General features: G+C 54.1%; 23 protein-coding genes and 1 pseudogene. 6 read left to right on the forward strand and 18 right to left on the reverse strand.

What is annotated here, in order from left to right:
- Positions 1–11: 11 nt before the first annotated feature.
- The 7 genes from ACZ1HV_RS11335 to ACZ1HV_RS11365 form a co-directional block, all read right to left on the reverse strand.
- Positions 12–1514, reverse strand: a complete 1503-nt coding sequence (locus ACZ1HV_RS11335; RefSeq protein WP_472718138.1) for a CpaF family protein — start codon at positions 1512–1514, stop codon at positions 12–14.
- Positions 1515–1543: 29 nt separating this feature from the next.
- Entirely contained in the window at positions 1544–2851 is a 1308-nt protein-coding gene (locus ACZ1HV_RS11340) for a CpaE/TadZ family protein (RefSeq protein WP_298960541.1), read from the reverse strand.
- 8 nt (positions 2852–2859) lie between these two features.
- Positions 2860–3573 carry a CpaD family pilus assembly protein gene (locus ACZ1HV_RS11345; RefSeq protein WP_298960544.1) on the reverse strand — a complete coding sequence of 238 codons (714 nt, stop codon included), beginning with the start codon at positions 3571–3573 and terminating at the stop codon, positions 2860–2862.
- A gap of 10 nt (positions 3574–3583) precedes the next feature.
- A complete protein-coding gene (locus ACZ1HV_RS11350) occupies positions 3584–4990 on the reverse strand; it encodes a type II and III secretion system protein family protein (RefSeq protein ID WP_298822135.1) in 1407 nt (468 codons plus the stop codon).
- A gap of 38 nt (positions 4991–5028) precedes the next feature.
- The gene (gene cpaB, locus ACZ1HV_RS11355) at positions 5029–5796 is read right to left on the reverse strand and encodes a Flp pilus assembly protein CpaB (RefSeq protein ID WP_472718139.1); all 768 of its coding nucleotides are present in this window, start codon (positions 5794–5796) and stop codon (positions 5029–5031) included.
- A gap of 244 nt (positions 5797–6040) precedes the next feature.
- A complete protein-coding gene (locus ACZ1HV_RS11360) occupies positions 6041–6547 on the reverse strand; it encodes an A24 family peptidase (protein ID WP_298960547.1) in 507 nt (168 codons plus the stop codon).
- A gap of 149 nt (positions 6548–6696) precedes the next feature.
- On the reverse strand, positions 6697–6882 hold the full coding sequence (locus tag ACZ1HV_RS11365; protein ID WP_298960549.1) for a Flp family type IVb pilin: 186 nt from the start codon (positions 6880–6882) through the stop codon (positions 6697–6699).
- A 521-nt stretch (positions 6883–7403) separates the two neighbouring features.
- Between ACZ1HV_RS11365 and ACZ1HV_RS11370 the strand changes: the two genes are divergently transcribed.
- The 5 genes from ACZ1HV_RS11370 (at position 7404) to ACZ1HV_RS11390 (ending at position 11779) form a co-directional block, all read left to right on the forward strand.
- Complete coding sequence (locus ACZ1HV_RS11370) at positions 7404–7868, forward strand: pilus assembly protein N-terminal domain-containing protein (protein WP_298960551.1); 465 nt, start codon at positions 7404–7406, stop codon at positions 7866–7868.
- Between the two features lie 49 nt (positions 7869–7917).
- Positions 7918–8448: a TadE/TadG family type IV pilus assembly protein gene (locus tag ACZ1HV_RS11375; protein WP_298960553.1), complete on the forward strand. Its 531-nt coding sequence runs from the start codon at positions 7918–7920 to the stop codon at positions 8446–8448.
- Positions 8432–9043 carry a TadE/TadG family type IV pilus assembly protein gene (locus tag ACZ1HV_RS11380; RefSeq protein WP_472718140.1) on the forward strand — a complete coding sequence of 204 codons (612 nt, stop codon included), beginning with the start codon at positions 8432–8434 and terminating at the stop codon, positions 9041–9043. Before ACZ1HV_RS11375 ends, ACZ1HV_RS11380 begins: the two co-directional genes overlap by 17 nt.
- A gap of 136 nt (positions 9044–9179) precedes the next feature.
- Entirely contained in the window at positions 9180–10592 is a 1413-nt protein-coding gene (locus ACZ1HV_RS11385) for a bifunctional enoyl-CoA hydratase/phosphate acetyltransferase (protein WP_298822130.1), read from the forward strand.
- A gap of 2 nt (positions 10593–10594) precedes the next feature.
- Positions 10595–11779, forward strand: a complete 1185-nt coding sequence (locus ACZ1HV_RS11390) for an acetate/propionate family kinase (RefSeq protein WP_472718141.1) — start codon at positions 10595–10597, stop codon at positions 11777–11779.
- Between the two features lie 20 nt (positions 11780–11799).
- Here the strand turns inward: ACZ1HV_RS11390 and ACZ1HV_RS11395 are convergent, their stop codons facing one another.
- Entirely contained in the window at positions 11800–12774 is a 975-nt protein-coding gene (locus tag ACZ1HV_RS11395) for a phosphate/phosphite/phosphonate ABC transporter substrate-binding protein (protein WP_472718142.1), read from the reverse strand.
- A 50-nt stretch (positions 12775–12824) separates the two neighbouring features.
- Here ACZ1HV_RS11395 and ACZ1HV_RS11400 point away from each other — a divergent pair, with 50 nt between their 5' ends.
- Positions 12825–13445 carry an HAD family hydrolase gene (locus ACZ1HV_RS11400; protein ID WP_472718143.1) on the forward strand — a complete coding sequence of 207 codons (621 nt, stop codon included), beginning with the start codon at positions 12825–12827 and terminating at the stop codon, positions 13443–13445.
- Between the two features lie 7 nt (positions 13446–13452).
- Here ACZ1HV_RS11400 and ACZ1HV_RS11405 read toward each other — a convergent pair whose 3' ends face one another.
- The 10 genes and pseudogenes from ACZ1HV_RS11405 to deoA all read right to left on the reverse strand — a co-directional run bounded on the left by ACZ1HV_RS11405 (position 13453) and on the right by deoA (position 24522).
- A complete protein-coding gene (locus tag ACZ1HV_RS11405; protein WP_298982755.1) occupies positions 13453–14481 on the reverse strand; it encodes a histone deacetylase family protein in 1029 nt (342 codons plus the stop codon).
- 55 nt (positions 14482–14536) lie between these two features.
- On the reverse strand, positions 14537–15535 hold the full coding sequence (locus ACZ1HV_RS11410; RefSeq protein WP_472718144.1) for an aldose epimerase family protein: 999 nt from the start codon (positions 15533–15535) through the stop codon (positions 14537–14539).
- Positions 15536–15663: 128 nt separating this feature from the next.
- A complete protein-coding gene (locus ACZ1HV_RS11415; protein ID WP_472718145.1) occupies positions 15664–17163 on the reverse strand; it encodes a phosphomannomutase/phosphoglucomutase in 1500 nt (499 codons plus the stop codon).
- Positions 17164–17237: 74 nt separating this feature from the next.
- Positions 17238–17753 carry a retropepsin-like aspartic protease family protein gene (locus ACZ1HV_RS11420; RefSeq protein WP_298822123.1) on the reverse strand — a complete coding sequence of 172 codons (516 nt, stop codon included), beginning with the start codon at positions 17751–17753 and terminating at the stop codon, positions 17238–17240.
- An 80-nt stretch (positions 17754–17833) separates the two neighbouring features.
- Positions 17834–18733 carry a ribokinase gene (locus ACZ1HV_RS11425; protein WP_298960579.1) on the reverse strand — a complete coding sequence of 300 codons (900 nt, stop codon included), beginning with the start codon at positions 18731–18733 and terminating at the stop codon, positions 17834–17836.
- A 112-nt stretch (positions 18734–18845) separates the two neighbouring features.
- A complete protein-coding gene (gene upp, locus ACZ1HV_RS11430) occupies positions 18846–19475 on the reverse strand; it encodes a uracil phosphoribosyltransferase (protein ID WP_298822121.1) in 630 nt (209 codons plus the stop codon).
- A 69-nt stretch (positions 19476–19544) separates the two neighbouring features.
- Positions 19545–20789 (reverse strand): DUF1688 family protein, encoded by a 1245-nt coding sequence (locus ACZ1HV_RS11435; RefSeq protein WP_472718146.1) that lies wholly within the window; start codon positions 20787–20789, stop codon positions 19545–19547.
- Positions 20790–20840: 51 nt separating this feature from the next.
- Positions 20841–21844: pseudogene (locus ACZ1HV_RS11440) on the reverse strand (adenosine deaminase).
- A 56-nt stretch (positions 21845–21900) separates the two neighbouring features.
- On the reverse strand, positions 21901–23121 hold the full coding sequence (locus ACZ1HV_RS11445) for a phosphopentomutase (RefSeq protein ID WP_472718147.1): 1221 nt from the start codon (positions 23119–23121) through the stop codon (positions 21901–21903).
- A gap of 84 nt (positions 23122–23205) precedes the next feature.
- Positions 23206–24522, reverse strand: coding sequence for a thymidine phosphorylase (gene deoA, locus ACZ1HV_RS11450; RefSeq protein WP_472718148.1), 1317 nt, complete (start codon positions 24520–24522; stop codon positions 23206–23208).
- Positions 24523–24537: the final 15 nt, after the last annotated feature.

Raw genomic sequence — 24537 nt, forward strand, 5'->3', positions numbered from 1 at the left:
TATTCCGTTACCTATTCGGGCACTTCCGCCGCATCCAGCGCCTGAGCCAAACGACTTTCCTCGCCAAAGTACCTGGCGCGTTCCCAGAATTTCGGGCGACCGATTCCAGTTGAACGGTGACGACCGATTATGTTGCCGTTCGGATCCTCACCGATCATGTCGTAAAGGAAGACATCCTGAGTGGTGATGATGTCCCCTTCCATGCCCATAACTTCGGTCACATGGGTAATACGGCGAGAGCCGTCTCGCAGGCGAGCTGCCTGAACAACGACGTCGATCGACGAAACAATCATTTCCCGCAAAGTTCGGGACGGGAGTGAGAAGCCACCCATGGTGATCATCGATTCAAGCCTCGACAGAGCCTCACGCGGTGAGTTGGCGTGTAATGTACCCATTGAACCGTCGTGACCAGTGTTCATGGCCTGCAAGAGGTCGAACGCCTCTGGGCCACGAACCTCACCCACGATGATGCGTTCAGGGCGCATACGCAGACAGTTCTTTACAAGATCGCGCATTGTGATCTCGCCCTCACCTTCAAGGTTTGGCGGACGCGTTTCCAGACGAACAACGTGAGGCTGCTGCAGCTGCAATTCCGCGGAATCTTCGCAAGTGATAATGCGCTCTGTGTTTTCGATATACGCAGTCAGACAGTTCAACAGGGTGGTTTTACCAGACCCCGTACCACCTGAAATCAAGACGTTACATCGCGACCGTCCAATGATTTGCAGGATCGTGGAGCCTTCCGGCGTAATTGAACCGAATTTGGTCAGCTGATCCAGAGTGAGCTTGTCCCGCTTGAACTTACGAATTGTGAGTGCAGGTCCATCGATTGCCAGCGGCGGGGCAATAACGTTGACACGAGAACCATCAGGCAGACGGGCGTCACAGATCGGACTTGAATCATCCACGCGGCGGCCAACCTGGCTCACGATCCGCTGACAGATGTTCATCAGTTGCGCATTGTCGCGGAACGAAACACCGGTCTGTTCCACCTTACCTTGCGTTTCGATGTAGACGGTCTGAGCGCCGTTGACCATGATATCGGCGATGTCGTCACGCGCCAGGAGCGGTTCAAGCGGTCCATAGCCCAGAACATCGTTACATATGTCTTCCAGCAGATCTTCCTGCTCGGAAATCGACATGACTACGTTTTTCAGCGCGATGATGTCATTTACAACATCTCGAATTTCATCGCGCGCATCTTCCGCATCCAGCCTGGCCAGCTGAGACAGGTCGATCGCCTCTACCAAAGCATTGAATATTTGCGCCTTGGTTTCGTAGTACTCGCTATTTTTCTTCCGCGCTTGCGGTGCCGGTTGAGCGGGTTCTGGCGGCGGAGGCGGTGGGGCCGCTGCTACCGGCTTGGCGGCCGGCTCAGGCTGGACCTGTCGCGGCGCAGGTTCTTCTGCTCTAACGGTTTCTTGTGCCGGAACAGGTATTTCCTGCAACCCTGGCACACCTGCCGGGCGGAGGGTCTGAGGTCCAGACGATGAACTGCCACGTCTTCCAAACATAACGAACTATCTGCTCCGTCGAAAACCGGTTATCCGGCCTTGCGTTTCAGTTTTGACAACAAACCGCCGAGGCTTGAGCGCGACGATTTGCTGGGCTGAGCCTTGCCGGACACCGACTGCGCAAGGTCCTCGAACATTTGTGCAATTGCATGCTTGTTGTCCATTTCACCGATCATCTGCCCGTTATTGGCCGCAGTACCGAACAGTTGCGGCTCGAACGGGATGGATGCCTGAACCTGAAGTCCCAGCGCACTGGCAAACTCCTCGGGCTTGATTTCCGGTCGCTTCGGAACGTTGACCTTGTTCATGATTAGGTGCGGTGGCCTATCATTGGGCCGCAGTTGTTTCAGCATGTCGACTGTGTTCTTAGCATTGCGCAGATTTGCAAGATCCGGCTCCGCGACCAGAACTATTTCGTCAACACTCAGAAGCGTTTCCTTGACCCATGCGTTCCAAACGTGTGGTACGTCAAGTACGACGAGCGGAACGCTTGACTTCATTGTTTCCAATAACGGCTCGAAAGCCTTTTCGCTCTGATCATACGTGCGCTCAAGTGTTGCCGGTGCAGCAAGAAGGCTCAGGTGATCGCTGCATTTGGACAAGATGCGATCAAGGAAGGTCTCATCCAAGCGTTCAGGCGAAGAGACCGCCTCAAAAACTCCCTGCAACGGGTCCTGGTTGTAATCGAGACCCGCTGTGCCAAAGGGCAAATCCAGATCTGTTACAACAACTTCAGTCTGGAAACTGCGGGCAAGCGACCAGGCGCCGTTATGGGCAACGGTCGAAGAGCCGCATCCACCTTTCACACCAAAAAAGGCGATCGTTCTTCCCAGCGGCTCTGCTTCCGGATCGGCATAGAGGTTGCCGATCGATCCAATCAGCTGAAATACGCTTACCGGTGCAATGAGATATTCGCTCACTCCCCTTGAAATGAGCTCGCGATAAAGCGTGACATCGTTCACGTCACCGATCACGATCACCTTCGTCCCCGCATCGCAGAACTCAGCGAGATGGTCGAGATTGGTCAGCAGTTCCTCACGCTGACCTATTGTTTCGACAATGATCAGATTGGGCGTCGGCGCTTGCTCGAACGTTGAAATTGCTGCCGGAATTCCGCCAGAATCAAGTTTCAGATGCGCCTTGGACATGCGCCGATCTTCCATCGCAGCTTCCGCAACCCGCATGGTGGCATCACTGAGACAGAAGGCGTGGACGGTTATCCGGGGTATGGCACCTATTTGCATGCCTTCTTCATTTACCGTTTGCTGCTGTTCGAACGGCGTTGACGCAGCCTCGAGATATCCGGCCATATCGTTGAAATCCTGATTAGCGCTCATACTTTCACCTATTCGGAAACAGAAGCTCCGACACCTTCTTCAAATTCAGATGCAGTCTTCTTGCCTTCGCGGTAGTTCTCAAAGACAACAGCTCGGCGCGCCTGATCAGAAGGTGTCGATGCTCTTGGCGTGATCAGGTCAGACGGATTGTCGACCATCACTGCCAGGTTCGCCTGGGATGCACAGCCAAAATTTTCGTAGTCAGTGTTTTCACCGATACCGCCGCCGATGTTTCTCGGCCAGGCGCCACATTTTCCAGCTGTTGCCTGCATTCGCGCGTAAGAAAGTCGAATTGGCGCATCCGCAGAAGGGTCCTGTACAGCATAAGTGCGTGTACTGATCTTTGACCGGCTCAATCCACCGTTTTGCAGGGCTTTCCGGATGCTGGGCGTCACAGCATGAACTGCGACGTCGTTTGCACCACCTGAAGGCACCAGAATTTCGACAACACCATTGCCTTTGTTACGGGATTCCACCGCAAAAGCAGAAATCGTGTGTTCGATTGGGCCGTAGAGATTTCGTGTGTTTCGACCGATCGGAAGATCGAGGGTTTCCGGCTCCTCGGTGATCACAATTGGGTGGCGCAGACGATAGTCGTTGGATGCCAAAAGGCCGTCCGGATTTTGTGACTGGCTCTGGCAACCCGCGATCGTCAAACAACCGAGGAAGACAAGAACAGGATTTGATACGGTTGCAAACCGGACTTTCGTTTGTGTACTCATCCGTCCGTCCTCACTTGTAGATGAAGCCGACCTGGCCGTGATACGTGCCGGCCACGTCACCAGTCGGGTTGTAGATTTTGTTCAACCGGTTCAAGAAAATCGTCTCTGCATCGGACGCAGGTATAAGGTTCTTGTCTGGGCGCACCATTTTGCTCGCAGCAACAGGACGAACAACATAGGGAGTTACGAAAACCGCCAATTCGGTTTGATCCCGCAAAAAGTCTCGGCTTTTGAAAAGCGCGCCGAGAATCGGAATCTGCATCAAACCCGGCACTCCCTCGACAGCTTGCGAGTAAGTTTCCTTAAGCAAGCCCGCCATGACCAGAGTTCCACCTGATGGCAGTTCCATGGTCGATTCAGCGCGCCGAACTTTCAGTGCGGAAATTGTGATGCCGCCTGCGGAGACAGCTCCTTCGTTGCTGAGTTCGCTGACTTCGGTTTTGACGCGAAGACTAATTCTGCCGCCAGAGAGAACAACGGGGGTAAAATCGAGGCCCACACCGAACTTCTTGAATTCTACCGAGATTTCACCGTCATCCTGCGAAATCGGGATCGGGAATTCACCGCCTGCCAGAAAGCTTGCGTTCTCGCCGGAGATTGCCGTCAACGTAGGTTCTGCTAGCGTCCGAATGACGCCTTCACGCTGAAGCATTTGAACCTGGGCCGTGATATTGCTCGACCCACTAATGAACTGTGTCCCGCCCGTGGCCTGGTTGACGATAGAAGGGTTGACGGTAAAGTTTGGAAGGCTCGAAAAGAACGGGGCGAAATTTCCGGTTCCAACGGAACCGGAAAATTGAACTCCGAGCTGCTTGATGATGGTGCGTTCGACTTCGGCAACCGTCACCTTCAAGTGGACCTGATCCTTGCCTTCAACCGCAATGAGATTGACTACTTCAGTAGCGGAGCTAGCACCTTGAAACTTTGTCGCAATATCAGCCGCCTGTTGGGCTTCTAGAGTGCTCTTTGCCGAACCGCTCAGAATCACATTTCCGTTCACTGATTCTGCGGAGATCTTGCTCCCGGGGATAAGCTTTTGAATGATCCGGGTTAGATCGGAGGTATCTTTTTCAACACGAATATTGAAGCTTGCGAGTTCGCGACCGCTGCGGCTGAAGAGAACCAGTCTTGATTGTCCCGCCGTGTTGCCGATTACGAAAATCCTGCGTGGTGTTCTGAGAACCGCATCCGCAATTTCCGGATTGGACACCAGAACATCAGCAGCATCTTCTGCAAGATTGACGACAACGGAGCGTCCGACACCTACATTCAGAATGCGTCCGCTTGCTCTTTCGCCCGCCGCGATATGGACCTGGCTCGGAAAGTTCCCTTCGGCCAGCGACGCACTTGCCGGCATCGCAACCGAAGCTCCCAACAGCAATGCTGCCGCTGCAAATTTGACTATCTGCTTTTTCATTGCGCCCCTCACACTGGACGTTCTGTTGTGACCGGGTTTCATTGCGCACCTGCCTGGCTTGTTACGCCATATTTCACGTAGCTTACGCCTCGGCGCCTGGAATTGTCCGCTTCCGCATCATCTGCTGAATCTTGGGCACTCCGCAGCGCCAGATCGATCGTTCCGACTTGCTGCGACTGCGTTATGATTTCCGACTCAGATAGAGTTAGTTCGAGAGTCGCAGTCTTCTTTGGCGAAAGGTTTTTCTGATCCTGTTCGCCAGCAGTTGTGCTGTCGATTGCCAGAACCCTGATATTTTCGAGAATAGTCTCACTCAGAGCACCGCCAGAATCCGATGATCGCGTCAGAATGACGTCTACTTTGTCACCTGGTAAAATGAACCCGCCTGCAGTGGTTTCAGCCTCCACGCTGACAGCGATTGCTCTCTTTCCTTTCGGAAGGATCGCTGCCATGAAACCTTTATCCGTATTGATCAGTCTTTCGGGGCGCACAGGTTCTCCAGCGAAAATCGGCACTCGTGCGATTCGCCCCTGATATTCGTTGTCGGCAGAAGGATTCGATTTTTCGGTGACGGCCCCGAGCGGTACCGCGTCTTCCGGCCAAGCTGCCCACGAAAGATCTTCTTCCGTTAGTTTTCCGCCCAGGCTTATGTCTTTTGCGGCGACCAGAACCTTGGAGTTCTTTTCTGAAACAGGCTCTTGAACGATTTGCGGTTCACTATCGCCACCAGAGGACATGACCAAACGGAAAGCGATGAAGCCGGCAACCACAGCGATTGCCAAAACAAATATGCGTGCCAGTTTCATGACCAATACCCAATAATTCACTGCGCATTTGCGCTACCTCGCGTAGTGTGCGGGTGAATTGGTCAAAACATGGTTAACCAGATCTGCATGTTTTTGGTTAATTTCCGTTAACTTTACTAAATAACTTATTAAAAGAGTGCATTTTGCACTTCAAAAGCCAAAAATCACGCATGATTTTCACTTGCGAAATTCTCGAAAAACTAATTTGAAGAAGAAAATTGCGGATCAGAAGGATCTGATTCTCTTAGCCGATCAGCTTGAACCATGCTGTGTGCGAATAGATCTGCAGACCAGCGATCGCAATCGCAACACCGTAAGGGATACCGCTTTTGCTATCATGCAAACGCGCAAACCAATCCTGCTGAAAAAGAACAGTCGGCACGATCAGTTTTTGTCGCATCAGCAACATTCCGACGGTCAAGACCATTCCATATATGGCAACAAGTACTGCAAACGCGGCGAGTTCAGGTGTGAATCCGATCCAGAGTGCAATGGCACTAATGAACTTCACGTCACCACCACCCATCCAGTTGAATGCAAAAAACACAAAACAAGGGACGAAAAACACAGCCATTCCTAGTGCGTGCAAACCCCAAGCCTGCATAGGTAGCCCTGTCGCAAGCGCCAGGATGCAAAATCCGGCGACAAGCAAAATAGCAACACGGTTCCGGATCGTCATTGTCAACAGATCCGAGATACCTCCAAAGGCAACCAACATCGGGAAAATCACTAGAACAGCTGCTTGGATCATATCGAACCCATTAGTACAGTATTTTCATCGGACCAAAGATCCCAGACATTCGTTAAGAACGCGCAAAGGGCGGATCAAATGAAAAACGGGCGGAAAACCGCCCGTTTCACGTTTCAAGACGTCGACGCCATGAGCGCCGTTCCGATCCATTACTTGATGGCGGTGTCTGCAGTCTTCAGAGTTGTCGAGATAGACGTGAAGATAGCGGACAGAGACGTACCGGTTGCAGTCACAGCAGCAAGAATGATGATGGACAGCAGGCCAGCGATCAGGCCGTATTCGATTGCAGTTGCGCCAGATTCGTCTTTTGCGAAACGGTTGATAAGAGATTTCATGTGTTTGCTCCAAGTACCACTTAGTTGACAGCTTCAAAAGCCCGCCGGATCTTTTGTTAGTCCGATCGGACATGAGCTCACCCTAGGACAGAGAGCTTTCCAACCAGTTAAATTTGACACCTATCTTTGCGATAGTCGCCACAAATACATCTATAGTTAATAATGGGTATAGATAAAAAACAGTTAATTCAAAATATGAATCATTTAATATTCAAATTCTTCTGGATACTTATTTAGTAAAACTCACAATTTACTTTATAACCAGCATCTGAAGGGTTGTCGTCCTTATTTCCACCGAATAACGTCTCAAAATAATTCAAATAGATTTCCGTAATCTCATTCTACAAGATTTGCACGACGGGAGTGATTGCTGTCCACTTTATAACCGACGGTGTTCTTTTCTTGTTCAAATGGAAGCGAAACACGCAGGCAATTCTGTAATTCCGGCGCCGTTAGCAGATCGTTCACCACGTTTGCTGCATCATATCGCGAGAAAAGCCCGATATGGAGTACCCATAGGCATGTTTAAAAAGCTGATCAAATGGACGAGCGTGTTCACGCTTGTGTTTCAAGCTGGCGTCGCAATCGCCCAAGATGGGCCGGTCATGGTCACCGTCGACCGTGCAAAGGTATTCCGGATAGATGATGGCGCGTCTGCCGTTATTGTTGGAAATCCCTTTATTGCCGATGTCTCAATGTTTGACCAAAACACTGTCGTCATTACCGGCAAGAGCTACGGCACAACGAACCTCGTTATTCTCGACGAGAACAACAAGCCGATCGTTGATGAAATCATTACGGTTCGCGCGTCTGAAGAGGGTGTCGTATCCGTTTACAAAAAGTCTTCTCGCGTGACGCTGTCCTGCAGCCCAACCTGCGAACCGACGCTTCGACTCGGGGACAACAACGACGCTTTCAAGGAAACCGCCGAACAAGCAACCGCCCGCAACGAACTTGCCGTCCAGGCGGCCGGTGGTGGGTCTTAAGCTTTGACCTTGGAGTCTTAGAAACATGCGTTTGAGCAAAAGAAATACCATGCCACGTTTTCGGCGACGTTTCTTTTCTATCCGCAAAGACGAAAGTGGTGCGACAGCGATCGAATTCAGTCTCGTCGCAATCCCGTTCTTTCTGCTCTTGTTCGGAATTGTCGAAGTCGGGCTCATTCACATGGTGAACCGGATGCTGGACAATGCGGTTATCGAAGCATCGAGAATGATTAGGACCGGCCAAGCACAAACCTCAGGTTTCGGCGCTGACGACTTCGAAGGTGAAATCTGCAACGCACTACCAGCATTCCTTTGCAGCACGGAACGTATCGTTGTTGTAGTTGACAATATCGCAAGTTTTTCGGCGACATCGGATATCAATATGTATGATGGCGACGGCAATCTGGTAGAAGACTCCAGTTATGTAGACGATGCCAATAAATCCGGAGCAATCGTCTTCGTGAGTGTTGTTTACCGTTGGCCCATGATTACATCCCTGCTGTCGCTCAACTTGGCTGACCACGGCACCGAACGTCATCTCACATCAACATTGGTGTTTCGAAATGAACCTTGGGAATAGCAGGGCCTCCCGTAGGCCCAAGGCCTCGTCAACAATTGTCGCCATCTGGCGTCGGCTTCAGGCCGACACCCGTGCTGTTTCTGCAGTGGAGTTTGCACTTATCCTGCCGTTGATGCTGATTATTCTTATCGGCATGGAGGAGGCGACAGGTGCCCTGAATCAAGACCGCAAGGTCAGCCGTATAGCCAACTCCGTTACCGATCTAGTTGCTCAGGCACAAACTGTCGACAAGAACGATCTCCAGGGAATAATGGATCTTGGCGAAAAGATCTTGACCCCCTACCCTGCAACTACTCTCGGTATCACCATTGCGAGCGTAACATTCGATGAAGATGGTGATGCCTCCGTCGATTGGAGCTACAACAACGCTGATGGCACCCCCTGGGCGAAGGGAGCTGTGCCTCCGATAACACTTCCGGGCACTGTCGCCGTGGCGAACACTTCCATAGTCGTCGGTCAGGTGAGCCTGACTTATACGCCGACCTTCGCTGGCATCTTCACCGAAGTTTTTGAACGTGATTCGGCCATAGACCTAGGCGATATTTATTATCTTAGACCGCGCCTGACCAACACCGTTGCCTGCTCTGATTGCTGACAGCTGACAAATCTGGGATGGCGTGAAGGGCAGCGGGATCAAATCACTCAACGCACTTGTTTCGTCATACAATCCCGCTACTCTCCCGCAGGATGTTGCGTCGCAATACGCAAATTGAACTCGGGAATATTGGTCGATGGCGACAAACAAGACGTATGAACAGATCGAGATAGGCGACACAGCGGAGATCGTCCGGGAGTGCTCTTCCAACGATCTTTTGGTTTTTGCCCACGCATCAGGAAATCGCAATCCAATTCATCTGCCCGACACCGACTGGACCGGAGACGGCAAGATCGACAAACCGATGGCACCGGCCATGTGGGTCGGAGGTCTCGCGTCTGCGGTACTTGGCAACATTCTGCCCGGCCCCGGCAGCGTCTATAAGGCTCAGTCCTTCCGCTTCCTGGGTCGTGCAGCTGTAGGCGACAAACTGACCGTCAAGGTGACTGCCACCGAGAAACGGCCTGACAATATTGTCCTCTTTGACATGTCTGTGACCCGTGAAGACGGCGTCAGGCTAGTTGAAGGTATTTCTGAAGTCCGCGCCCCGACAGAAACAATTGAATTCGACGCCAGCGAAATTCCTGCGCTTCTCGTCCAGCGACATCGCCACTTCAATCGGATGATTGAGTTGGCCAAAACCCTGCCGGCCATGCCGACAGCGGTTGCTGCACCAGATGATCCGAACTCTCTGGAGGGTGCCCTCCTAGCTGCCAGGGAGGGATTGATCGTTCCCGTCTTAATCGGGGCAAGAGACCGGATCGAAAACGCCGCAAGCGAATTGAATGAGGACATCAGCCAGTTTGAGCTGATTGATATCGAGGATGAATCGGAAGCAGCTGGACGTGCGGTTGCAATGGTTCATGAAGGACGTGTCAAAGCGGTCATGAAGGGCCACCTTCACACCGATCACCTGCTGAAACATGTGGTCAAACGCGATGGAGGCCTCAGAACCAAACGACGGATCAGCCATGTCTTTGTCATGGATATTCCCGGTCGCAAAACGCCGGTGCTGATTTCGGACGCGGCGATCAACATTTCACCCGACCTCAACACCAAGGTCGACATCACGCAAAACGCGATTGATGCCGCCCGGTCGCTGGGTCTGGACACGCCGCGCGTCGGCATCTTGTCCGCGATCGAGACCGTTAATCCCGCCATTCCTTCCAGCCTTGATGCGGCGATTCTTTCGAAGATGGCCGAGCGGGGCCAAATCAGCGGAGCAGTTGTGGACGGTCCTCTGGCAATGGACAATGCAATCGATGTCCAGGCAGCACGGACAAAGGGAATTACCTCGCTGGTTGCCGGGCATGCGGAAGTCCTGATCGTGCCCAACCTTGAATCCGGCAACATGCTGGCTAAAGAACTCACTTTCATCGCTCACGCAGAAGCAGCAGGCCTCGTCATAGGCGCGAAGGTTCCGGTCATGCTGACAAGCCGCGCGGATGACGGCCGCGCCCGCCTCGCCTCATGCGCGTTGGCAATGCTTTATGTGCATTGGCAGAAGAGCGGTGTTCCAGCCGGAATACTCGACCGCGAGGAAGAGTGAGCGTGGCCCCGGTTATCCTCGTCCTGAATTCCGGTTCCTCCTCAATCAAATTTTCGCTCTATTCCGCAACGATTGAGCAGCTCAAAGGACAGATCTCGGGGTTGGGTGCCGAAACACATCTTGCGCTGGTATCTCAGGCCTCCGGTCTGACGATTGATCGCGCCCTAGAAGGCGAAGAAGGAAGAACCCACAGGACGGCGCTGGCTGCGCTTTTACCGGTTCTTGAACAGGAACTCGGAGGTCTTCCGGTTGACGCCGTTGGCCACCGGGTTGTCCATGGCGGCGTTTCTCACACGAGACCTTTAACGATAACCGACACGGTTCTTCGTGATCTCAAGGAACTCGAACCCCTGGCGCCGCTGCATCAGCCTCACAATCTTGCCGGGATAGAGGCCGCGCGCGCTGCATTCCCGGACGCTTTGCAGACGGCTTGCTTTGACACCGCCTTCCACCGCAAGCATCCCTGGGTCAACGATACATTCGCTCTTCCCAGATCTCTTTATGATGAAGGTGTCCGCCGGTACGGCTTCCACGGGCTTTCCTACGAATTCATCTGCAGTTATCTGCAGGAGACGCGACCGGAGGTTTTCCAAGGCAAGGTCGTCGTCGCTCATTTGGGAAACGGCGCTTCCATGTGCGCCATCCGCAATGGCCAAAGCATCGGTTCGACGATGGGCTTTACGGCATTGGACGGGTTGCCGATGGGCACCCGATGCGGACAGCTCGACCCAGGTGTCGTTCTTTATCTTTTGACTACAAAAGGCATGAGCGCCGACGCGGTCTCAGATCTGCTCTACAGGAATTCCGGTCTTAAGGGCCTATCCGGCATCAGCCAGGACATGCGCAGTTTAAGCGAAAGCACCGATCCGCGCGCCGCAGAGGCAATCGATTATTTCGTATTTCGCATTCGGCGTGAACTTGGCGCCATGGCCGCGGTTCTGAATGGCCTGGACACGCTCGTATTCACCGGTGGTATCGGCGAAAACGCTGCGCTCATCCGGCAACGGGTCTGTGCTGAGCAGGATTGGCTTGGATTGTCGATTGACGAGGCCCGGAACACAGCGCGGGAAGAAGATATTTCCGCCGCCAATTCTCAGACCAAGGTGCTGGTCATTCCAACCAATGAAGAAGAAATGATCCGTCGGCACACGGAAACACTCCTGTACGCCGACGCTTCAACGCGCTGAATTCCGAGAAATTCCAAAACCTATCGGCCAGACGGTTCGAGCACGCCTGCAAAGGCATCTTCGTAAGTGCGCACAACCGGGCGATAATCAGCATGAACAACCGGTTCGAAGCCACCCGGCAGATCGGGTTCAATGGCCAGATAAGCGCCTGGGTCCTCTCGCCGCATATCCATGAGCCCGGCTCTCAATCGGCGTTTCAGCACATCCGGCAGACCTTTTCCCAGACTGTGAGCAGAATAGGGTATGGGGGGCGAGCGCCAGACAATCTCAAGATCCTTAAATCCACGCCCACCGCTCACGTAATAGTCGTTGAGCGTTCCGGCCGTGTATCCGTTTTTTGCCTCTCCCGCCAAGGTCGACCAGGCAAGAGCCGCTTGGACCCGGCCATCCAGTAACGCGCGGATCCCGTCGACGGGATCCTGAACTACTACCAGCGTGCTGAAATGCGATTTAACGTCGACACCGTCGGCCGCAAGATTTGCCAAGGGAACGCGGTAGCCAGTCGAACTGTTTCTGCCACCAACGGCAAGGCGGACACCTTTCAGGTCCGCAAGCGATATTTTCGCATCGCCACGCTTACCGACAAGGATGGCATAAAAACGCGCCGGGAAGTCATCCGGCCCAGCGGTGACCAAAGGTTCGATGCAACTGCAAAGCCTGTATGCTGCCGCATAGGCGGAGGGTGACAGGCGTGCGTAGTCAATGCGCCCTTCAGCTATCGCTTCCACGGCATCGCCCATTGTATCCATTAAAAAGAGATCAACCGGTAAGTCGGCAATATCTTCAAGTGCAAGCCGAAACGGCTCAACTCTATCCCTGGCGTTTTCGTCTGCGGCAACCACTACACCAAGACGAAGCCGATCCGGCAATTCGGTACTTTCCTGGGCAAGTGTTGAACCGGCGAAGACAATCAAAAAGAGAATGAGTGCAATAAACCCGGCGGCGTTTTCTGTCCGCGTCGCAATTCCGACATAACCTTCTGGGAGAAAACGCAAATTCTTATCTCACCTATCTTGTACCCTAAAAACGTTGACCGGATCAGCCCATGAATGACGTTATCACGACCGTGGTATTCGATATAGGAAATGTCCTGATCGAATGGAATCCTGAACATCTTTATCGTCGCCTCATTCCAGATACGGCGGAAAGAACGGATTTTCTCCAAAACGTTTGCAACATGAACTGGAACCTTCAACAGGACCTAGGACGCTCCTGGGCAGAGGCTGTTGATACGCTTTGTGTACTTCATCCGGACAAGGCAGATCTGATCGCAGCTTATTCAGATCGATGGCACGAGATGATACCTGGCGAAGTTGCCGGGACACGCCAGATCCTTCAGGAGCTTCAAGAAACGGACATCCCGCTTTTTGCGGTCACCAATTTTTCAAACGAAAAGTTTGCGGAGTGCCTGGTTCGCTTCCCGTTTCTTAAAACAAGTTTTGTCGACATCGTGGTTTCAGCAGAAGAACGCCTGATCAAACCGGATCCCAGGATCTATCAGGTTCTGTTTGAGCGAAATGGCCTCAAGCCCAGTGCATGTTTTTTCATCGATGATTCCGAGGCCAATGTTGAGGCAGCCAGGAAAGTCGGGATGGAAGCGCATCATTTCCTGGAGGCCAGCACATTGCGGCAGGACCTCTGCAAACGTGGCTTGCTCGCAAACTAAAGCTTCCTTAGCCGGCAAATCCTTCAAGCACATTTACACAGTTCGTGCCCAGCGCGTCGACGGCATAACCACCCTCCATGACGAACAAGGTCGGCACACCGACTTTCTTCAACCGTTCGCCGAGGCGGGTGAAGTCATCGCTTTTGAAGCGGAAACCGGAGATCGGATCGTTCTCATAACAATCCATGCCGAGCGAAACGATCATTGCGTCCGGCTTGTACACCAAAAGCCAGCGGCACGCTTCTTCAAGTGCAGGAGTATAGCCGTCCCAGTCTGTGCCAAGCGGGAGCGGCCAATTGCGCGTGAAGCCCGTCCCGGCGTGTTCGCCCGTTTCGTCGGCATAACCGAGAAAATAAGGATATTCATCCTTCGGGTCAGCGTGAATGGACAAAAACAGGATGTCGGGCCGGTCATAGAAAAGCGCCTGCGTGCCGTTTCCATGATGATAGTCGACATCCAGAATAGCGATGCGATGCAATCCGTAGTCGCGCAGATACTGCGCTGCGATGGCCGCATTGTTGAGGAAACAATACCCGCCAAAAAAATCAAAACCGGCGTGGTGTCCAGGCGGCCGGCACAGTGCGAATGCGGATTGATCTCCTTCCAGGAGAAATTTCGACGCCGTCAGGGCCGTGTCGGCAGAGGCACGAGCCGCCTTGAAGGTATTTTCACCCAGCGGAGTTCCGGCGTCCATCGAATATCGGCCGAGCAATCCGTCAATGTGGTTCACCTTGATGTCCTGCCGGAGGCTTCTGATCGGCCATACAAACGGGAAGGCCTCGTTGGAGCGGCCCGCTGCCAGCCATTTGCTCCAGAACTCCTCCAAGAAGCCGACATATTCAGGAGAATGCACCCTTTGAAGGGGCCTGACCGGAAACTCTTCCGGTGAAACGATTTCGCCGACTTTCCGACTTTTAACGGTTTCAAGAACTATTTCGGCCCGGCTCGGAATCTCGACGGCGGGTTTCAATTCACCGTCAGAAATCTCCTGCTTTGGCGCGTGGGCAAGCTGGGTGTCTGAAAAAACGGTCTTCAAAAACTTCTCCCCAGTCCCGCTTTGGATTCACCCGCAGATCTTAGTCTATCTGATCTTACGAAAAACGGAATTCCGTCACATGACTATAAGTCTCTGTAGGCCGCAACAGAACATTTGTGAAGTTTGGTCTGTTGACACTGTCGGGCCAACGCTGCGCTTCCAGACACAGACCAGCATGTGGGCCGTAGAGTTTTCCACCCAGCCCAGGAACGGTAACATTCAACTTTCCGGCATCGTACAACTGAAGACCGGGTTCCGTGGTCCAGATTTCCATACGCCTATCACCCACGCCGTCTTCCAATGCCGCAGCGAAGGCAACCTGGTCGCGCGGTGCGTCCGCCAAGCAGAAATTATGATCGTAAAATGTGTCTTCTTCACCGGGTTTGCGTTTCAGTTTTCGGCCGTCCTGAAAATCAAACGCCGTCCAGGCAACGTTCCTGATCTCTCCCGTCGGGATCAGATCCTCATCCACGGGTAAATAGCTTTCTGCAGCAACTTCAAGCGTATGGTTCAGGATGGTGTTACTGCCATCCAGATTAAAATAGGCGTGCTGAGTCAGGTTGACCGGTGTCGTTTTGTCAGTCTTTGCCGTAATCTTGACGCGCAAGGCTCCAGAGCCGGTAAGCGTATACCGGACAAGCGCTTCGACACGACCCGGGTAGCCCATCTCACCGTCTTCAGAAACCAGTTTCAAGAGCACACTGGCCTTGTCGCTTTGCTCAATCTGCCAGACGCGGTTTGAGAACCCTTCAGAGCCACCGTGAAGGTGATTGCGGCCTCCATCATTGCAGTCCAGCTGGTATTCGATTCCGTCAACGCTCATTTTTCCGTGGGCGATGCGGTTGGCGCATCGCCCGGCGATTACCCCAAAATAGGGGGAATGATCCAGGTAGCTTTGCAAGTCATCAAAACCGAGCACAACCGTTTGCCCAGCCACTTTCAAGTCCCGGATAACCGCGCCCAGGGTCAGGATCGAAGCTTCCAAGACACCCTTCTTCAAGGTGATTTCCTGAACAACAGTTCCATCGGGAAGTGACCCGAATTCATTGATCATGCAATTCTCCGTAGACCCGTCTCGGGCGTGTTTTCCGAACACTTCCGGTCGGCGGGATCATTCGTTGCGCCTGGCCGCAAGGTCAAGCCCACGCCAAAGCACTCATCGGCGTGGCTCTCAGCCTGTAATCAGATTGTCTGATTGTAATCGCCGACTTCCGGGTTTTCGCGCAGAATACCATCGACGGCCTTGAACATGGCGTGCAGACGATCCTCTGAAACAGGACTTTCGACCACGACCACCAGTTCAGGCTTGTTCGAAGAGGCACGAACCAGTCCCCAGGTTCCGTCCTCACTGACGACACGCACACCATTGACTGTAATCAGGTCAGTAATCGCCTGCCCCGCAACAGTTTCACCCTTTTCCTTCATACCCTGAAATTTCGACACCACTCGATCGATGACATCGTATTTGATTTCATCGGCGCACTTTGGAGACATGGTCGGCGACCCCCAGGTCTTGGGAAGATCGCGCCGCAGGTCCGCCATTGTCCTGTTCGGGCTACGGTCTAGCATGTCGAGAATTGCGATGGCGGACACGAGACCGTCATCATAACCTCGTCCAATCGGCTGATTGAAAAAGTAGTGCCCTGATTTTTCAAATCCGACGACCGCGTTCAGGTCCCTGACCCGGCGTTTGATATAGGAATGGCCGGTTTTGTAGTAGTCGGTCTTTGCACCGTTGGCCTGGAGGACAGGATCGGTATGGTAAAGCCCGGTTGATTTCACATCGACCACGAACTGGCTGTTCGAATGCAGGGCGGAAATATCACGCGCCAGCATGACGCCAACCTTGTCGGCGAAGATCTCTTCGCCTTCATTGTCGACGACGCCGCAACGGTCACCGTCTCCATCAAAACCCAGACCGACTTCCGCGCCGACTTCCAGAACCTTGTCCCGCAATGCATGAAGCATCTGCATGTCTTCCGGGTTCGGATTGTATCTCGGAAACGTATGATCCAGTTCCGCATCCAGCGGAATGACCTCTGCACCAAGTGCCTCAAGGATCTTTGGCGCGAAAGCTCCTGCGGTGCCGTTGCCGCAAGCTGCGACCACCTTGATCGGGCGTTTCAGTTTGGGCCTGTCCGTCAGGTCTTTGGCATAGACCTCCGGGAAGCCATCGACGAACCGGTAGCTGCCGCCACCTTTCAGGTCAAACGCGGCGCCCAGGACGATTTCCTTAAGGCGGCCCATTTCGTCCGGACCAAATGTCAAAGGTCTGTCTATCCCCATTTTGACGCCGGTCCATCCATTGTCATTGTGGGATGCCGTGATCATGGCGACAGCGGGAACATCCAATGCGAATTGTGAAAAATAGGCCATCGGCGACAATGCCAGCCCGATGTCATGTACGTTGACACCGGCCGCCAGCAACCCGTTGATCACGGCCATCTTGATGGAAGCGGAATAGCCACGGAAGTCGTGTCCGACGGCAATGTCAGGTCTTACGCCGCGCTCATGGATCAGGGTTCCGATACCCATACCAAGTGCCTGCATGCCCATCAGGTTGATTTCTTCCTCGAAAAGCCAACGGGCGTCATACTCCCGGAACCCTGTCGGTTTGACCATGGGCAAGGATTCATATTCGAGCGTGTTCGGCTTCAGGCTTGCCACAGGTTTCGGGAACATCAATACCTCGCAATTGATTTTTTTCGGGGCTACTCGGTTGAACGAATTGAATAAAACTCAGAAGCTTCCTTTGACTACTGAATCAGTACTAGCGTCCCGTTTGAAATGTCAAACCGGTCCAGTTGATTGAGCGCGGACATACCGAGCAGCGGTTGACCAAGGCTTTGATCCTTCAAGACCAGGGCATCCAGGTTTCTCAATCGAATGCTTCCGATCCGCATCCCGTCGATTACCGCCATGGCACCATAAACCGTGCCATTGGCTGTACGGATAGCGTATTTGTAGTCCGCTGCCTTCGGAAAAATGCCAACTTCGCGGGCAACCGATTCAGGCAACACGGTGTGCGTTGCACCGGTATCCACCAACATCTCAACTGTTTGTCCATTCACTTTGAACAAATCGACGAACTGGCCCTGATAGTTGGCAGAGATACGATGTTTGCGGTCGCCTTGCGGCGCATCGTCAAGATCAGCTGTTTCCGCAGACTGGATGTTGCCCGCCGCAAAATGAGGTGCAAACTTCTGCAGCAGATTTGGCAGAAACGGGGTTATCCCGATGAAAAACAGCAATATCAGCACAAATCGCGCCATGGCTGACCTTTAGTCCGAACTCGAAACAACAATCGGTCAGCCTGATTACCACGGTTTCCTTAGCGGGCTGTAAAACCACCTTAGAGAATTTGATCGGCAAGACGCATGATGTCTTCACGGTGCGGAGCACTCGTCTGGGCACCCGTCACCGTACAGGCAAGTGCGCCGGCTGAAATTCCTTCCTTAAGTGCACGGGAAAAGGGGGCGTTCCGATCCAACGCGGACGCCAGTGCGCCACAAAAGGCATCGCCGGCCCCTGTCGTATCGACGGCCTCTATTTTCGGGGCACCAAACCGGACAGGGCCGTCGCCACCGTCGGCAATGACACCTTTGGATCCTTGAGTGATGACGGCAACCTGCCCTGCAGATGCGAAGTGCGCCAGAAATGCATCCGGCTCCCCGGGTAACCCTAAAGTGGACGAGATCAGAGCCGCTTCACTTTCATTCACAACCAATACATCCGTTACCTCCAAGGCTTCGCGAAGATTGCCGTCAGGAACGGGGGCTGGATTCCAGATGACACTGGAACCTTCGGACTTGGCCCGTTGCATTGATGTCAGGTTTTCGGTGAAAGGGATTTCACCCTGCAGCAGCAGGATGCAATCCGGCCCAAGCGCTTCTGAAAGCCATTCGGCATCGACGCGTGCATTCGTACCGCTGGCGACGATGATCTGGTTTTCGCCCACCGGATCGATACCTATCAAAGCGATGCCGGTCGTTCCTGGAAGCGACCTGACGCCGGACAGGTCAACATCGGCTTCGCGCAGATTTTGCAGCGCCAAATCCGCAAAAGTATCTTGCCCGACAGCACTGATCATCGTCACAGCCGATCCTGCGCGCCGAGCGGCCAGCGCCTGATTTGCACCTTTGCCACCCGGGAACATTTGATGATCGGGACCGCTCACGGTCTCTCCAGGACCTGGCAGGCGCGGTACAGCAACGACCAGATCCAGATTAATGGATCCGAATACCGTGATCATTCTTTGCCTCCCCGTTTGGTCCTGAGGTTAGAAGCCCCATCGCCAAGCGCAAGAAAAAAGCGCGGCAGGAACCCGCCGCGCAATCGTAACTGTCATATTGTGAATGCAAAGTCTATTTCGTCCCGTACATGCGGTCGCCTGCATCTCCGAGGCCTGGAACGATATAACCTTTTTCATTGAGCTTCTCGTCGATGGCCGCCGTATAGATCGGCACATCCGAGTGCATTTCGTTGAACTTCGCAACACCTTCGGGAGCTGCCAGCAGGCAGAGAAACCGGATATTGTTCGCCCCTCTTTCCTTCAGTTTCTGAACTGCGGCGATTGCCGAATTGGCCGTTGCCAGCATCGGATCCACAACGATCACCAGACGCTCATTCAGGTCTTCCGGGGCCTTGAAGTAGTATTCCACCGGCTGCAGTGTTTCCGGATCGCGGTAGAGCCCGACATGAGCAACACGTGCGGATGGAACCAGTTCAAGCATTCCCTCCAGAAGTCCGTTGCCGGCTCGCAGAACAGACGCAAAGACCAGTTTCTTGCCAGCTAGCATCGGCGCCTGCATTTCAGCAAGTGGTGTTTCGATGGTCTGGCGAACAAGCGGCAGATCGCGGGTGACCTCGTAGCAGAGCAGCGTCGATATTTCTCGCAACAACCGCCGGAAACCCTGTGTGGAGGTCCCCTTGTTGCGCATGATGGTCAGCTTGTGCTGAACCAGCGGGTGACTGATGACATTTGCTCCGGACATATCTGCCTCTCTTGATACCAACGACCGTTCGCCCACGGTCAGATTGTGACTTCACTGCATGTTCAGGACCTATGCCCCGAACGGCAACCAAAAAACAGTCCGGGGGTTCAAGTATTGCCCGAGTTTTTTGAAAAGATTTGCATTCTGGCTCAAAATCCGATGCCCGGTCCGGCTTGTCCCGCCTTCCAGAATGCATGTCAAAGGCACTTGATCCGCACTGACATCAAGTTCGCTGCGTAGCCTGTCTGCGAGTTTGTCCGCCAAGGCTGCGCTCACTGAACGAAGTTCTATCATGCGGTCAATTGTTGTCTGTTCCGATAAAGCTTCGCCGTTCTCGGCTCCGATCACCAGAACGCCCGTGTGAATAAACAAAGCGGCATGGGCAAGGTCTGATGGCGGCGTGATGTTTTCAAGGCCGGTCACTTCAAATCCAGCCCAGGCAAAGGGTTCCACCAGCGAATAGACCATTTCCTGGGCAGTCAAATGAAACGGAACTGTCGTCATCTCTGAAGCGGTGAGATTGCCGGCGTAGTCGAAACTGTCACCAAGACCAACGTCACCAACCTTCGCGCCACCGTCCCAGACCGGAGCGAATGTCTCCAGCAGGTTATCAAGCAGCTTGCTGGCATCTATGCCGGCACCAGCTTCACCTGCGAGACGGAGCGCGAGGACGCCTGGCCGTGTGACCTTGCCTTCTGAAAACAAATCGGGCCTCAACGCCATGGCTTCGCCAAAACGTTTGAGATGGGTCTGCATCGTGTTGAGTAAATCCCGATCCGTATCCCGATCCCACTGAAGCCCGGTAGTCAGTTCGTTCAGGTCAAGCCGAACAAGCGTCTCGGCGTCTGCACGGTAGGGATCAGTCATTTCGCCAGAAAATGAACCGGAAGCGAACATGTGAAAGGCGGCCAGCGCCAAAGCATCGGCTCCATCGACTTTCGAGCCGGTCATCGGGTCCTCAAAAACCCAGTTCGCCGGGTGCCGGGTTTTCATGAACATAGCGAGCACGGCCAGGTCGGCAGCGGCCAAAAGCATTTCCTGCGCCGTTTCAAATTCCCTGGCACTTGCCATCGCGGACCAGCGGTCGACGCCACCTGCTTCAAAGGCGCGCCAGATCCCGTATGGCGGTATCTGGAAATCGGGGTAGTTTTGCTTTGTCGTTTCTAGAACCAGGCCGAGCGCATCATCAAGCTTCGTCAGGTCTAAGACAACGTGGTTCAGTTTTCCCGCAACCCCCAAATCCAGAAACGCGTGGGCCTTGCGGCGCACCTCCTGTGGCTGGAAGAGGATCGGCGCGGCAAATTCAGTGCTCATGAACTTACCAATCTTAAATGAAGTCCCAGCGGCATGAGAAGCTCCTGAAGTTCATTCAACGGGTTGCTCCCTGGCGCTGTCGAGGCGGACCAGCAAACGCTTGCGAGTGGCATCGTCGCAAAAGGCCGCTTCGAGCGCTGTGCGCGTTATCTCCATCTGGTCCTCAAAGGTCCAGTCGAAAGTCTCGGAAACCGACGAATACTCCTTGCCCAGCGTTGTGCCGAAGAACGGGGGATCATCGGAATTCAGCGTTATCTTGACACCTTCCTTACGCAAGATATTCACCGGGTGAAAACGCAGATGCGAATAGACCCCGAGCGCAGTATTGGAACCGGGACAAACTTCCAGGACGACTTCTTCATCGATCAGACGCTTGACGAGATCCTTGTCCTCGATCGCGCGCACCCCATGTCCGAGGCGTTTGACGCGCAGGAATTCCAATGCGGCTGTTACACTCTCAGGTCCTCCGAATTCTCCGGCATGGGCGGTGGTTCCGAGCCCGGCTTCGGACGCCATTCGAAAAGCCTTGGCGAAATTGGCCGGATGCCCCGACCGTTCGTCTCCCGCCAATCCAAAACCTGTCACCAGCGGATGCGGGTTGCCGATGACCTCCTTGATGACACGCTCCACGGAGGCCGCCCCAAAATGGCGAACGCCTATGGCAATCATGCGCCCCTCTATGGCCGTTTCATTCTTGGCTCTCTCCATTCCTGTCGCCAGACCTTCAACATAGGAACGGTAGGAAAGGCCAGCAGCCTGTGCGTGGTCGGGCGATACGAATATTTCTCCGTAGATCGCACCTTCTGCGGCCAGCATCCGAAAATAGGTTTCAGCCAGCAAGGCATAGTCTGCAGGTGTCTTGAAGACACCGCTCGAAACGTCATAAGCCTTTAGAAAGGTGGTGAAATCCGACCAGACATATTTCCCGTTGCCGTCGATCACCTCGGACACATCGTGGCCATGAGCTTCGGCAAGGCGCTTGACCAGAGACGGCGGCGCAGCCCCTCGATGTGACAATGCAATTCCGCCTTCGGCACAAGGCTTGAAACATTCATATCCGGCTGATCCTCAAGTTGGTCTGGGCCTTCCGCGGCTGACTTTTGCAAACAGACTACAGAAAACTGGCACCGTTTGGACCGGTGGCGACATTCAGATGAACTGCGATGCTCTCGCCGATATCGGCGTAAGTCTTGCGCCCACCGACGCTGCGCCCTGAAATTCCCGGACCGCATCCGATAACAGGCACGTTCTCACGCGTGTGGTCGGTCCCCTTCCAAGTCGGATCACAGCCATGGTCTGCAGTCAGTAGCAACAGATCGCCTTCACGCAGAGCGGCAACCATTTCAGGCAGTCGACGGTCGAAATGCTCAAGTGCGGCGGCGTAGCCAGGGACATCACGTCGGTGGCCGAAGAGCGAGTCAAAATCGATGAAATTTGCAAACACAAGATCTCCATCCTGTGCCATTTCCATGGCTTCGAGCGTCTTGTCGAAGAGCTGGTCGTTTCCGGCACCTTTCAAGACCTTGGAGACGCCCTGATGCGCAAAGATGTCCGAGATCTTGCCAATGCCAAAAACAGTTCGGCCCGCCGATGTCAGCCGGTCCAAAAGTGTCGGTTCAGGAGGCAGAACCGAGTAGTCACGTCTGTTGGCAGTCCGCTCGAATGTGTCGGCACTGTCTCCGACGAATGGCCGTGCGATCACGCGTCCAATATTGTAGGGGTCTGCGAATTCGCGCGTGATCTCACAAAGCTCAAAAAGCTTGTCGAGGCCATAGTGGTCTTCATGTGCGGCAATCTGGATGACAGAATCTGCTGAGGTGTAGAAAATCGGCTTGCCCGTACTGACATGCTCTTCACCAAGTTCGGCAATGATGACGGTACCCGAAGCATGTTTGTTGCCAAGGATCCCGTTCATTCCTGCTTTTTCACTGATCTTTTCAATCAGCTCTTGCGGAAATGTCGGCACCGTTTCAGGGAAATAGCCCCAGTCGAACCGAACCGGAACACCGGTAATTTCCCAATGCCCGGATGGCGTGTCCTTGCCGTTTGAAACCTCAGCCGCATAGCCCCAGAGTCCTTCGGGGTCCCCTGAAAAATCGAGCCCGGGAATTTCCTTGCCTGTCGACAGTCTTCCGGCAGCGCCCAGACCGAGCCTGTCCATATTGGGCACGTTCAAGGGACCGCTGCGAAGTCCGTCCTTGTCTGCTTTTCCGGCCGCACACTGCTCGGCAATGTGACCCAATGTGTCGGATCCAGCATCGCCGAACGCTTCGGCGTCCGCCGCGCCGCCAATGCCGAAACTGTCCAATACGCACAGAATTGCACGAGGCATGGGCATCTCCTCAGATGTTGTTGTTGCCGGTTCTTCAATGACCGGTGAGCGGCTGGCAACCATTTGCCAACCGTCAGTCGCCGTTTAAGGAGCGATGCGGTCGACGACACTCTGACGGTCGACGACGTCGCGCGCAGATCCGACCGAATAGGCTTCGCGCAGGGCTGCAGCCGTCGCTTCTGCAGCCGCCTCCGACTTGGCATGCACAATTGCAAGAGGCGCATCGGCATCGACCGCGTTGCCGACACCGGCCAAGCTGGTGAGACCAACCGAATGATCGATGACGTCCGCAGCAGCCGTACGCCCGCCGCCAAGCGCCACCACGGCGACGCCAACGGCCCGTGCATCCACCTGTGTGACAACCCCGCCATGCTGGGCATAGACCGGAGCCACGACTGGGGCCTTCGGCAAATAAAGCTCAGCTTTTTCGAGGAAGTCTGCCGGCCCGCCGAGAGCGCTGACCATCTGGCCGAATTTCTCCGCTGCCCTGCCGCTTTCAAAGGCCTGGCGCATCATCCGTGAACCATCCTCAGCAGAGGCCGCAAGACAACCGGATGCGAGCAGTTCTCCACCTTGTGCCACAGTTACGTCCCACAACCGATTGTCGACGGCAGTACCTTTGAGAAAATCGACGGCATTTTGCATCTCGACAGCATTTCCGGCGGCAGATGCCAGGGGCTCATTCATGTCGGTGAGAAGCGCAGTGGTCTTCAGTCCGGCGCCATTTGCAACGAGCACGAGACTTTCCGCCAGCGCACGCGCTTCTTCCAGGCTCGCCATGAAAGCACCGGTGCCCCATTTGACGTCGAGCACCAGACCTTGCAAACCCGCCGCCAGTTTCTTCGACAAGATTGAAGCCGTGATGAGATCCACACTCTCCACGGTGCCGGTTACATCCCGAATGGCATAAAACCGCTTGTCAGCGGGTGCGAGGTTTCCAGTCTGGCCAATGATCGCGCAGCCAACTTCCTTCACCACTTTCTTGAACAGCACATTGTCCGGTTGTGTCTGATAGCCCGGAATGCTGTCGAACTTGTCGAGCGTACCGCCAGTGTGTCCAAGACCTCGGCCGGAAATCATCGGCACGGCCGCACCACAGGCTGCGAGCGCCGGGGCAAGCATCAGTGACACATTGTCACCAACGCCACCTGTCGAGTGTTTGTCGAGAACAGGCGCGTCGACATCCGACCAGTCCAGGACATCACCGCTATCGCGCATGGCGAGGGTGAGCGCCACGCGCTCGTCCACGGTCAGTCCCTTGAAAAAGACCGACATTGCAAGCGCCGAGACCTGGCCTTCCGTAACCGAACCATCAGCGAGCCCCTTGACGAAGAATGCGATCTCCTCCGCGTCGAGCGTTCCCCCGTCGCGCTTTTTCCGGATAATTTCTTGCGGCAGCATTTTTTGTCCTTCTTG

The sequence above is a fragment of the Roseibium sp. JB4-4 genome, assembly GCF_055693425.1.